Source organism: Mesorhizobium sp. GW821-FHT07A06 (genome assembly GCF_059419085.1).
In genome coordinates this window covers 212,067-224,291 of the sequence record NZ_JBWKRC010000007.1, presented here as the reverse complement: position 1 = coordinate 224,291, position 12,225 = coordinate 212,067, and the positions used below count along the sequence as shown (strand labels likewise).

At 63.4% G+C, this 12,225-nt stretch carries 10 protein-coding genes; 6 read left to right on the top strand and 4 right to left on the bottom strand.

From position 1 onward, the window contains the following. Positions 1-161: 161 nt before the first annotated feature. The 5 genes from AC07SZ_RS22970 (at position 162) to AC07SZ_RS22950 (ending at position 6,343) form a co-directional block, all read left to right on the top strand. Positions 162-1,223: a glycosyltransferase family 4 protein gene (locus tag AC07SZ_RS22970; protein ID WP_056577422.1), complete on the top strand. Its 1,062-nt coding sequence runs from the start codon at positions 162-164 to the stop codon at positions 1,221-1,223. Positions 1,224-1,265: 42 nt separating this feature from the next. After that, positions 1,266-3,428, top strand: coding sequence for an amylo-alpha-1,6-glucosidase (locus AC07SZ_RS22965; RefSeq protein WP_494916092.1), 2,163 nt, complete (start codon positions 1,266-1,268; stop codon positions 3,426-3,428). Between the two features lie 108 nt (positions 3,429-3,536). Next, a complete protein-coding gene (locus AC07SZ_RS22960) occupies positions 3,537-5,303 on the top strand; it encodes an alpha,alpha-trehalose-phosphate synthase (UDP-forming) (RefSeq protein WP_494915997.1) in 1,767 nt (588 codons plus the stop codon). Then, the gene (otsB, locus tag AC07SZ_RS22955) at positions 5,303-6,085 is read left to right on the top strand and encodes a trehalose-phosphatase (RefSeq protein ID WP_494915995.1); all 783 of its coding nucleotides are present in this window, start codon (positions 5,303-5,305) and stop codon (positions 6,083-6,085) included. Before AC07SZ_RS22960 ends, otsB begins: the two co-directional genes overlap by 1 nt. Positions 6,086-6,130: 45 nt before the next feature. After that, entirely contained in the window at positions 6,131-6,343 is a 213-nt protein-coding gene (locus AC07SZ_RS22950) for a hypothetical protein (RefSeq protein ID WP_494915994.1), read from the top strand. A 9-nt stretch (positions 6,344-6,352) separates the two neighbouring features. Here AC07SZ_RS22950 and dprA read toward each other — a convergent pair whose 3' ends face one another. The 4 genes from dprA to AC07SZ_RS22930 are packed head-to-tail and all read right to left on the bottom strand — an operon-like array spanning position 6,353 to position 10,376. Then, positions 6,353-7,486 carry a DNA-processing protein DprA gene (gene dprA / locus AC07SZ_RS22945; protein WP_494915992.1) on the bottom strand — a complete coding sequence of 378 codons (1,134 nt, stop codon included), beginning with the start codon at positions 7,484-7,486 and terminating at the stop codon, positions 6,353-6,355. Further along, on the bottom strand, positions 7,483-8,070 hold the full coding sequence (gene plsY, locus AC07SZ_RS22940; RefSeq protein ID WP_056576910.1) for a glycerol-3-phosphate 1-O-acyltransferase PlsY: 588 nt from the start codon (positions 8,068-8,070) through the stop codon (positions 7,483-7,485). Before plsY ends, dprA begins: the two co-directional genes overlap by 4 nt. A 57-nt stretch (positions 8,071-8,127) precedes the next feature. Continuing rightward, positions 8,128-9,414 carry a dihydroorotase gene (locus AC07SZ_RS22935; RefSeq protein WP_494915991.1) on the bottom strand — a complete coding sequence of 429 codons (1,287 nt, stop codon included), beginning with the start codon at positions 9,412-9,414 and terminating at the stop codon, positions 8,128-8,130. Further along, complete coding sequence (locus AC07SZ_RS22930; protein ID WP_056576916.1) at positions 9,411-10,376, bottom strand: aspartate carbamoyltransferase catalytic subunit; 966 nt, start codon at positions 10,374-10,376, stop codon at positions 9,411-9,413. The genes AC07SZ_RS22935 and AC07SZ_RS22930 overlap by 4 nt, the downstream gene beginning before the upstream one ends. A gap of 192 nt (positions 10,377-10,568) precedes the next feature. Between AC07SZ_RS22930 and AC07SZ_RS22925 the strand changes: the two genes are divergently transcribed. After that, positions 10,569-12,197 carry a DNA alkylation response protein gene (locus AC07SZ_RS22925; protein ID WP_172350438.1) on the top strand — a complete coding sequence of 543 codons (1,629 nt, stop codon included), beginning with the start codon at positions 10,569-10,571 and terminating at the stop codon, positions 12,195-12,197. Positions 12,198-12,225: the final 28 nt, after the last annotated feature.

Genomic DNA, 12,225 nt, shown 5'->3' with positions numbered 1-12,225 from the left:
CCTCCTTAAGCTAGTGCAACTCGGCAGCCAAAATGAAATAGGGCGGCTCGATCGAACATCAAATGCTCCCGACCATTTGACGCATCTATGAATGAGGCGGAACGATCCCGCGGCTGAGGCATTTCCGCTGCATCACCAGCTCATCGAGGGAAGGCCGGGCCATGAAGATCGCCCACGTCGCGCCACTATACGAATCCGTGCCGCCAAGGCTCTATGGCGGCACCGAGCGCATCATTTCCTACCTGACCGAGGCTCTCGTCGCGCTCGGCCACGATGTCACATTGTTCGCCAGTGGCGACACGAAGACCTCCGCCAGGCTCGTGCCATGTCGCGAGCGGGCGCTTCGCCTTGATCCGCGTCCACTGAAATCCGAGATCGCGGCGCATCTATCGATGCTCGACGAAGTGAGGAAGCGGGCCGACGATTTCGACGTCATCCACTTCCATCTCAGCCATTTCCTGCATTTCCCGTTCTTCCGAGAGATGCCGCAACGTACGGTGACGACGCCGCATGGCAGGTTGGATTACGCCGACCTCGCACAAGCCTACGACCGGTTTCCACGGTTTCCTATGATTTCCATATCCCGCAGCCAGAGGGCGCGGTTCGCGTCCGCGAACTGGCTGGCGACGATTCATCACGGATTGCCCGTCGATCTCTACGCGCCCGATTTCGAGGCAGGTGCGGACGGCGGCTATCTCGCCTTTCTCGGCAGGATGTCGCGCGACAAGCGTCCGGACCGGGCGATAGAGATCGCCCGCCGCACCGGGCTGAAACTCAAGCTTGCGGCCAAGGTCGGCGATGGCGATCGCGCCTATTTCGAGGAAGTCGTCCAGCCGATGATCGATGGCGACAGGGTCGAATATGTCGGCGAGATTGGCGAGGACCAGAAGAGCGCATTTCTTGGCAACGCGGCCGCCCTCTTGTTTCCCATTGATTGGCCCGAACCCTTCGGCCTTGCCGTGATCGAGGCCATGGCGTGCGGAACCCCGGTCATGGCCTGGAGTTGCGGCGCCATGCCCGAGATCATCGACCATGGGGTTACCGGCTTCGTCGTCGAAACAATCGAAGATGCCGTCGCCACGATGCCGGCTCTCCTGCAACTCGACAGGCGGCGCATAAGATCGGTGTTCGAAAGGCGGTTTTCAGCCGACAGGATGGCCAGGGACTATGTCGCGGCCTATTCGCGGCTGAACAACGGCCATGAGCAAAGCAGAGCTTCGTAGGCCTTCACCCGTTCGAAACCAGCACGGGACGATCTTTTGACCATAACCCATCTCGACGAGCGCAAGCTTGATCCTGCCATAGCACTGGCTTCCCTGGACGAAACCGCGCCCAGGGAGCCGCATCGTCTCTTCGCGCTGAAGCATGGTGACTGCTTCGCCGTAGCCGACGCCTATGGCGACATACGCGGTGTCGGCGACGGGTTCTTCCGCGACGACACGCGCGTGCTTTCCGAATTTCGCCTCACCGTTGGCGGGCGGTCGACGTCGTTGCTTGGCGCGTCGCTCAGCCAGGACAATGTGCTGTTCACCGCCAACCTCACCAATCTCCCGATCGAGAGCGCCGCGGGTCGCCAGATACCGCAAGGCGCTATCCATATCGAGCGGGTCCGGTTGCTGTGGGAGGAAAGGCTGTATGAGCGCATAACGCTGTCCAACTACAGCCGGGAGCATTCGACGATCCTGCTGTCGCTGCGTTTTGCGGCCGATTTTCGCGATATGTTCGAAGTTCGTGGCTCGACCCGCTCGAAGCGCGGAACCGCCCACACGGCCGAGATCGCCAGGAGCGCGGTCGTGCTCCGCTACGAAGGCCTGGACAGCGTGGTGCGGACATCGGCGATTTCATTTTCGCAGACGCCCGATCAACTGACGTCGGAGCGGGCGGATTTCGTCATCGCCGTCACCAAGCGCAGCAGCCAGACGCTTTACGTGGAAGTGGGCAACGAGACGGATGCCAGTCCCGAAAGCCAGCGGTTTCGCGCTGCCGCCGCCCGTGCTCGCTTCGGCATGCGTGCCAAACGCCGGCATGGCGTGACGCTGCACAGTTCGGGCCGCGTTTTCAATGACTGGATGGCGCGGGCTCGCGCCGATGTCGCGCTGCTCACCACGGAACTGGCGACCGGGCCTTATCCTTATGCCGGCATTCCCTGGTTCTCCACCGCCTTTGGTCGCGATGGCGTGATCTCAGCCTTGCAGATGCTTTGGCTCAATCCTGGCCTGGCGCGCGGCGTTCTGGCGTTTCTCGCCCAGCACCAGGCGACCGAGACCTCTCCTTTCAGCGATTCCGAACCCGGCAAAATCATGCATGAGACGCGCAAGGGCGAGATGGTGGCGCTCAGCGAACTGCCGTTCGGGCGCTATTATGGCGGCGTCGACACCACGCCGCTCTATATCCATCTTGCCTGCGCCTATGCGGACCGCACGGGAGACACGGCCTTCATCGATGAGCTGTGGCCCTCACTGTGCGCCGCGGCTGAGTGGATCGAGACGGCGAGCCGTTCGACGGGATTCCTCACCTACCAGCGTGCCGCGGAATCCGGCCTTGCCAACCAGGGATGGAAAGACAGTTTCGATTCCGTCTTCCACGCCGACGGCCGCATCCCGAAAGGGCCGATCGCGCTGGTCGAGGTGCAGGGTTATGTCTTTGCGGCATTCCAAGGCCTGGCGAGACTGGCACGGCTGCGTGGCGAAGCGGAACGGGCGGAAGGCTGGGAAATACGCGCCGACGCCATTCGCCAAAAAGTCGAGCGCCATTTCTGGATCGAGGAGCTTGGCTACTATGCACTGGCGCTGGATGGCGACGGCCAACCGTGCAAGGTGCGCACATCCAATGCCGGTCACCTGCTCTATGTCGGCCTTCCCGAACCGGATCGAGCGCGCATGGTCGCCGACCAGTTGCTGTCGGCCTCGTTCCATTCCGGCTGGGGGCTGCGGACGCTGGCGGACGACGCGATCTTCTTCAATCCGATGTCCTATCACAACGGATCCATCTGGCCGCACGACACGGCGATCTGCGCAGCCGGACTTGCGCGATACGGCATTCGCGACAGCGTTGTGCGGCTGATGAGCGGCACCTTCGAATCCGCCGTTCATTTCAACATGCGGCTGCCGGAACTCTTTTGCGGCTTCACGCGCGCGGCCGGCGAAGCGCCGATTGCCTATCCGGTGGCTTGCCTGCCGCAAGCCTGGTCCGCCGGCTCCGCCTTCATGCTCATGCAGTCGTGCCTTGGCCTTCAGATCGATGGCTGGACAGGCGAGATCCATGTGACCCGGCCGCGCCTGCCGATCGGCATCGACAGCCTCGTCATTCGCCATCTTTCGGTGGGGCGAGCGGCGGTGGATCTGACGTTCCAGCGCGTGGGAGATCGCGTCGGTGCCTTCCTTGCGGAGCCGCATGAGGGGCTTGTGCCGCTCGTGGTCAGGAGCTGAAAAATCGGAACCATCATGCGCCATGGACGTTTGACCACCACGCTATGGGCGCCGAAGCTCCATTAGATGCAGTTGTTTCGGCATCCCATTGAAAGGTAATCGATTTCAATGCCCGACAACAGTTCGTACATGGCCGTTCCCGTATTCGCGTTGTGGATCTTCATTCTTGCAGTTGTCGTCGTCCTGGCTGTTGTGCTGGTGACGATGAAAGTGCGGACGCGCAAGGGTGGCAGGATTGCCGCCGCGGTTGAAGCCGCTCGCAGCCCTTTGCCGGAATTCGAGAAAAATGGGCAGTCGGCGGCCGCGGCACTGGTGCAGTGGTCACCCGAAACTCTGCGTCATATCCTGGCAACCGAACTTCCCGATGCCCAGGTGATCGTCGTCTCAAATCGCGAGCCATATATCCACAACCGCGAGGGCGACGACATCCAACTGGTCGTACCCGCCAGTGGCCTGGTCTCCGCCCTGGAACCGATCACGCGCGCCTGTGCGGGCACGTGGATAGCCTATGGCGGCGGTTCGGTCGACGCGCTGGTGGTCGACAAGAACGATCGGATCGAGGTGCCGCCCGACAATCCTTCCTATACGCTGCGCCGCGTCTGGCTGAGCGAGGAAGAACAGCAAGGTTATTACCTCGGCTTTGCCAATGAAGGCCTCTGGCCGCTATGCCATATCGCGTTCACCCGGCCCATATTCCGCGCCTCGGATTGGGAAGCCTATGAGGCGGTCAACCGCAAGTTCGCCGACACCGTCGTGGCGGAAGCCCGCAACGAGCGGCCGATCGTGCTGGTCCAGGACTACCATTTCGCGTTGCTGCCGCGGATGATCCGGGAACGCCTGCCCGAGGCGATCATCATCACCTTCTGGCATATTCCGTGGCCCAATTCGGAGGTGTTCAGCATCTGCCCGTGGCGCGAGAAGATTCTCGAGGGCCTGCTCGGCAGTTCGATCGTTGGCTTTCACACCCAGTTTCATTGCAACAACTTCATCGACAGCGTCGACCGTTTCCTGGAGAGCAGGATCGAGCGCGAGGACTCGGCTATCTCCTATGGCGGCCAGATCAGCCTGGTTCATGCCTATCCGATCTCGATCGAATGGCCGCCGGCGCAACTGGCAAAACTGCCTGATGTGGCGCAATGCCGTAGGCAGGTTCGCGAGAAATTCGGCCTGGCCGAACATGTCAAACTGTGCGTGGGCGTCGAACGTCTCGACTATACAAAGGGTATCCTCGATCGCTTCAATGCACTCGATGAACTGCTGACGCTCCATCCGGAATGGATCGGCAAGGTGGCGTTCCTGCAGATCGCGGCGCCCAGCCGCGGCACTCTTCCAGCCTATCAACAATTGTATGAGGAGTGCCTGCGTCACGCGGATGATATTAACCAGCGCCATGGTCGCGAAGGCTACACACCCGTTCTGATGGTGACGGAACATCACTCGCAAGAACAGGTCTACGAAATCTACCGTGCGGCCGATGTCTGCACGGTGACCAGCCTGCATGACGGCATGAACCTGGTCGCCAAGGAGTTTGTCGCGGCGCGTGAGGATGAACGAGGGGTGCTGCTGCTCAGCATGTTCGCGGGCGCCTCCAAGGAACTGCTGGAGGCGCTGATCGTAAATCCCTATGACGCGGCGATGATGGGCGACGCCTTGCTGCAGGCCCTGACCATGTCCGAGGACGAGCAACTCCAGCGCATGCGGCGTATGCGCGAGATCGTGCGCGACAACAATGTCTATCGGTGGGCGGGCAGCATGCTTCTCGATGCCGCGCGCTTGCGCAAGCGTGATGCGGTCGATCGTGCCGTCGGCATCGCTCCGGCACCCCCTGGCAATGTGATATCGCTGCTTGATCGCAGACGCGTGGCGGCGCTGTGATGTCGATGTCGCCAAACTTGCCAGAACCCGTCGTCCCGAAAGGTCCATGGAGCCTGTTCCTCGATATCGATGGCACGCTTCTCGAACATGCCGCGCATCCTGATGCGGTGGTTGTCAGTGAAGAGTTGCGCATGCTGTTGACACAGCTCGAAGCGCAATTGGACGGAGCATTGGCTTTCATCACGGGACGGTCGATCGCCGCCGTCGACCATCTCTTCCAACCCCTCAGATTGCGCGCCGCCGGGCTTTATGGCCTCGAGCACAGGCTGGCGCGCGATGGTCCGGTCGAAGCGGCCGTCGAACCGGCCGACATTGCAGCGCTTGCCAAAGAAATCGCGACGGAACTGGACAATGCGGACGTCTACATCGAACGCAAGGGTCCGATCCTGGCCATTCATACACGCGCGGCGCCGCATTTGCTGCAGCGCGCGACGCAGTTGGTCGAACAGGCGCTGGACAAGTTGCCTGCGGGATATCGGGTCTTGGCCGGAAATGCCGGTGTGGAACTGATGCCGCTGGAGGCGGCGAAAGGAGCAGCCATCAGACGCTTCATGCAAATTCCGGCTTTCAGGGGGCGCCGACCGGTGTTCCTCGGCGATGATACTTCAGACGAGAACGGGTTCGAGGTTGTCAACGAATTGGACGGCATCTCGGTACGCATAAAGCCCTATGGATCGACAGCGGCACCTTTTGCGCTGGCCGGGGTAGATGCGGCCTTGGCCTGGCTGGACGGGATGAGCAGACGCGAGACCGTGGGCACGCTAGCCGCAATGGCCAAATGAACCGGATTGCACGCAAGCGGTTCCCGCGCATTGAAGGAGTTTGCAATGACCCAACTGACCAGCCTCATCCGGGAAATCATGCCCGCCTGGCTGCGGCGGCGCTCTGAGCCGCAAAGCCGTGACGTCAACACGGCAGCTCAGCCGTTGCGTCCCGAAGATGCCGACGCAGTCTGGCGCAAGGCTGTCGAGAGCGATTTGTTTGGAGCCAACACAACGGATTATGCCGAGACCGTGGAGAAGGGCGGCAAGCACCATTGATCGTTGCGCTCAACCGTTCCCGAAAACCAGCGAAACATTGCCGCCGGCATGGCGTTCGAGCCGACCGGCAAGGTCGAGTTCCAGCAATACCATGAAAACCTGAGCCGGGTGCAGGCCGGTGTGGCGGATGACTTCGTCGACCGACACCGGCGTCGGGCCGAGCGCCTCGGTGACGCGGGCGCGGTCACTTTCCCCGGGCGGCGGGGTGGCCGAAAAGTCGGGCGGGTCCTCAAACGGCGGCACATCAGGCGCCCGCATCCCGGTCAGCGGTGCGATCGCCCTGGAAATATCCGATGCTTCGGTAACCAGCGTGGCGCCGTCCTTGAGCAGGCCGTTGCAGCCTGCGGCGCGCGGATCAAGCGGGGAGCCGGGCACGGCAAAGACCAGCCTGCCCATTTCGCCGGCAAGCCTGGCGCTGATCAGCGAGCCTGAACGCTGCGCCGCCTCGACCACCACCAGCCCAAGGGCAGCCCCCGCGACGAGCCGGTTGCGGCGTGGAAAATCCTGGGCGCGCGGCTGCCAGCCGAATGGCATTTCTGAGATGATGGCGCCACGCGCGGCGATCTCCTCGCAAAGGCCTGCATTTTCAGGCGGGTAGGGCAGGTCGAGGCCCCCGGCGAGCACACCCACCGTGCCGGTCGCCAGACTGCCCTGGTGTGCCGCCGTGTCGATGCCGCGCGCCAGGCCGGAGATGATGCCGTAGCCGTCGCCGCCAAGATCGGTCGCCAACTTGCGCGCCATCTTTATGCCGGCCAGCGATGCGTTACGGGCGCCGACGATGGCAACCCCCGGCAACCGGAACACAGCGGCATTGCCCTTGACCGCCAAAAGCGGGGGAGGATTATCCATAGTTCTCAGCAAGGATGGATAGTCTGGCTCGCCGATGCCGACAAAACGCGCGCCAGCCTTGCGAGCTGCCTCCAGCTCGGCTTCGGCTTCGGCGATCGAGGGAATGCGGGCGATCCGGCTGGCGCCGCCCGAAATCATCAGTTCCGGCAAGATCTCCAGCGCCACTTCGGCGGAACCGAAGCGGTTGATCAGGTCGCGAAAGGACGCGGGGCCGACATTCTGAGTGCGGATCAGCCGCAGCCAGCTCAGCCGCTGCCGGTCGCTGAGGCGCGGCCCGGCGGCCGGCTCGCTCATCCCTTGGCTCCGATCTTGCCCTCGGTGCCGGCAAGCAGCCGCGAAATGTTCGCCCTGTGCTTGATGAAGACGATGATGCTCATCACCACGAACAGGACGGCTGTTTGCGGTGCGCTCATGAAATAGAGAGCAACGGGCACAACGACGGCCGCCGTCAGAGCCGCCAGCGAGGAGAAGCGAAACAGGAAGGCCATCACCAGCCAGACGGCGGCGAAGATCAGCGCCACCTGCCAGGCAAGGCCGATCAGCACACCGAGATAAGTCGCGACGCCCTTGCCGCCCTTGAAGCCCAGCCAGACCGGGAAGAGGTGGCCGAGAAAGGCGCCGAGGCCGGCCCAGACCGCCGTTTCGGGCGCAAAATGGCCTGCAATCAGCACGGCCGCCGTGCCCTTCAGCGCATCAAGCAGCAGGGTCGCGGCGGCCAGGCCCTTGTTGCCGGTGCGCAGCACGTTGGTGGCGCCGATGTTGCCCGAGCCGATCTTGCGCACGTCACCGAGGCCGGCGGCACGGGTCAGCAGCAAGCCGAATGGGATCGAGCCCAGGAGATAGCCGAACACTAATGCCAGGATCAGGCCGTAAGTCATTGTTTCCCCCGCATTTCCCCCGGCAAGCCGGATCAGGTGCGACGCCTGTTACCGGTTCTATACCGAGTATACTGTGCTGCCCGCGACCAGCGTTTGCAAGACCTTGCCTTGCAGGCGCGCGCCTTCGAAACAGGTGTTTTTCGAGCGCGAGCGAATGCCGCTTTCACTGACGATCCAGGGTTCGTCGAGATCGACAAGGGCAAGATCGGCAACAGCGCCAGGCTTCAGCGTGCCGCCGGCCAATCCGAACAGCCTTGCGGGCGCGGTGGACAGGGTTTCGATCAGACGCAGCAGCGGCACATCGCCATTGTGGTAGAGCCGCAAGGCCGCGCCAAGCAACGTCTCCAATCCGATGGCTCCGGCCGCGGCGTCGGCGAAGGGCAGGCGCTTGGTGTCGACATCCTGCGGATCGTGCGAGGACACGATGATGTCGACCGTGCCGTCCCTGACCGCCTCGATCATAGCCAGCCGGTCTTCCTCTGCGCGCAAAGGCGGTGTCAGGCGGAAGAAGGTACGGTATTCACCAACATCGTTTTCGTTGAGCGACAGATTGTGGATCGAGACGCCCGAGGTGACGGCAGCGCCGTCGGTTTTGGCGCGTGTCACGGCGTTCGCCGCCATCGCAGTCGAGATCTTTGCCGCGTGATAGGAACCGCGCGTCAGCCGCGCCAAAGCCAGATCGCGCTCCAGCGGAATGGATTCGGCCTCACGCGGAATGCCGGAGAGGCCGAGCCAGCTGGCGTACAGGCCTTCGTTCATGACGCCGGAGGAACCGAGGTCGGCATCCTGCGTCTCATGCACGATGGTTGCGCCGAAGTCGCGGGCATAAGTCAGCGCCCGGCGCATCACCAGCGCGCTCGCTATGGTGTGGCGGCCATCGGTGAAGGCGACGGCGCCCGCCTCGCGCAACAGGCCGAATTCCGTCATCTCGCGGCCGTAGAGGCCCTTGGTGATTGCCGCCGCCGGAAAGACGTTGACGATCGCCGTGTCCTTGGCGGTGCGCAGCACGAACTCGACCAGCGCGACATTGTCGATCACCGGATCGGTATCGGGCATCATGACGATGGAGGTGACGCCGCCGGCCGCGGCTGCAACGCTGGCCGAAGCGATGGTTTCGCGATGCTCGCCACCAGGCTCGCCGATGAAGACGCGGCCGTCGATCAGGCCGGGGATGATCGCCTTGTTGGCGCAGTCGATGACGGTCGCTCCCCCGGGCACGCCCTGGTTCAACGCCGCCTTGCCGGCGGCAACGATCTTCCTGCCATCGACAATGACGGAGCCGACTTCGTCGATGCCGCGCGAGGGGTCGACGATGCGGGCGCGTTCAAAGACCGTCGTGCTCATGCGCCGCGACCCTCTTGATTACGACGAGGATCAAGCAGCGCTTCCATCACCGCCATGCGAACGGCGACGCCCATCTCCACCTGTTCCTGGATGACGCTTTGCGGGCCATCGGCGATTTCCGAGGCGATCTCGACACCGCGGTTCATCGGGCCGGGATGCATTACCAGTGCGTCGTCCTTGGCCGCCTTCAGCTTTTCGGCGTCGAGGCCGAAATAGCGGAAATATTCGCGCACCGAAGGCACGAAGGCGCCCTCCATCCGCTCGCGCTGCAGGCGCAGCATCATCACCACGTCGGCGTCCTTCAGGCCCTCGGCCATCGAGCGCGTGACGATGACGCCCATCCTGTCAATGCCGGAGGGCAGCAATGTCGAAGGCGCCACCACCCGCACCTGCGCCCCAAGCGCGTTGAGCAGCATGATGTTGGAGCGCGCCACGCGCGAATGCAGGATGTCGCCGCAGATCGCCACGATCAGCTTCGACAGTGGACCCTTGGCACGGCGGATGGTCAGTGCGTCGAGCAGCGCCTGTGTGGGGTGTTCATGCGCCCCGTCGCCGGCATTGACCACCGAGCAGCCGACTTTTTGCGCCAGAAGAGCGGCGGCACCCGCCGACTGGTGGCGGATGATCAGGATGTCGGGCCGCATGGCGTTCAGCGTCATCGCGGTATCGATGAGCGTCTCGCCCTTTTTCACGGAAGAACTCGCCACCGACATGTTCATGACATCGGCGCCGAGCCGCTTTCCGGCCAGCTCGAACGAAGACTGCGTACGGGTCGAGGCCTCGTAGAAGAGATTGATCTGGGTGCGTCCGCGCAGCGTCGAGGTCTTTTTCTCGGACTGCCGCGAGATCGCGACCGCCCTGTCCGCCCTGTCGAGCAAAAGCTCGATATCGGCCGGCGAAAGATCGCTGATGCCAAGAAGATGGCGGTGGGGATAGAGTGGCAGGGACGAAGCGTCGGTCATCTCAAGGGGCTGCTATAGGGTGCGGATTTTGCGCCCGCAAGCACCAGCTTTCGATTGGCGCCGTTCTCCCCGGTATTTTCGTCGCGCGCGCGGCAACGCTTGGCTATATCTAGCCGAGGGCCTCGGATTCGTGGCTTTCGCACGACAAGGACCTTTCTACCGATAAAAGGTCTACCGATAAAAGGATTGGGCGTGACCGACGACGTAACGAACCAGCCGCCGCCGTTGACGGGCGGCAACGCCTGGCGAGGCGATCCGTTGCTGATCCAGCTTGCCGAGCGCTTTTCCGACCCGGTGCGCAAGGACCTGGACGGGCTCGGCCGTTTCGTGCTGACGCAGGAGGCGCAGGAACTGGCCCGTCTCGCCAATGTCGAGACGCCGAAGCTCAGGACCCATGACCGCCAGGGACGACGCATCGACCTGGTCGAATTTCACCCCGCTTATCACGCCTTGATGCGCCGTTCGGTGGCGAACGGCCTGCATTCCTCAGTCTGGGAAAATGGCGATGCCGAGATCGGTCGCCGCCATCAGGTGCGCGCCGCCCGTTTCTATCTGACGGCGGAGCTCGAGACCGGGCATCTCTGCCCGATCACCATGACCAGCGCCTCGCTGGCGGCGCTGATGGCCAGCCCGAAACTGTTCCGCGAATGGGCACCGCGGGTCACGACGCGCAAATACGACCAGAGCCAGAAGCCGCCGGTCGAGAAGACCGGGCTGACGCTCGGCATGGGCATGACGGAGAAACAGGGCGGCACGGATGTGCGCGCCAACACGACAAGGGCGGAACGCGCCGGCAGCGGCTTCTACCGCCTGACCGGCCATAAATGGTTCATGTCGGCGCCGATGTCGGATGCCTTCCTGGTGCTGGCACAGGCGCCGGAAGGACTGTCCTGTTTCCTCGTGCCGCGCGTTCTCGGCGACGGGTCGGGCAATGGCTTCCGCTTCCAGCGGCTGAAGGACAAGCTCGGCAACCGCTCCAACGCGTCTTCCGAGGTCGAGTTCGTCAATGCCATCGGCGAGATGGTCGGCGAACCCGGTGCCGGTGTGAAGACGATCATGGACATGGTCACCCTGACCCGGCTCGACTGTGCCGTGGCGTCCTCGGCGATCATGCGGGCAGGGCTGGCGGAAGCGGTTCATCATGCCCGCCACCGCCAGGTGTTCGGCTCGACCTTGATCGAGCAGCCGCTGATGCAGCGCGTGCTGGCCGACATGGCGCTCGATGTCGCCGCGGCGACCGCGCTGTCGTTCAGGCTGGCGCGCTCCTTCGACGAAGCGGCGAGCGATCGCGGCGAGGCGGCATTTGCCCGCGCCATGACGCCGGTCGTCAAATACTGGGTGTGCAAGATCGCGCCGCCGCTGCTCTACGAGGCGATGGAGTGCCTCGGCGGCAATGGATATGTCGAGGAGGCGCCGCTCGCCCGTTACTATCGCGAGGCCCCGGTCAACGCGATCTGGGAAGGATCGGGCAACGTCATGGCCCTCGACGTGCTGCGTGTGCTCGGCCGCGCGCCAGGCCTGTTCGAAGAGGTGCTGGCAGGCATCGACCGCGACCTCGGCGCCGGCGGGCGCGGCACGATCGGCGTGCTGAAGGCGGCAATGCAGGTTGCTTCAACCGATGAGGGTTCGGCCCGGCTGCTGACCGAACAACTGGCGCTGTCGGCAGCGGCGGCGGAATTGCGCCGGCTGGGGGCAGGGCGGATCGCCGATGCCTTCGTCGAGACGCGCCTGGCCGGCCAGTGGCGCAACACCTATGGCATGCTCGATTCGCGCCACGATGCCCGCATGATCATCGACACGCTCTATCCGCCAGTGAACTGAGCCGAGAACCGCTGGGTTGCCGTGCGTT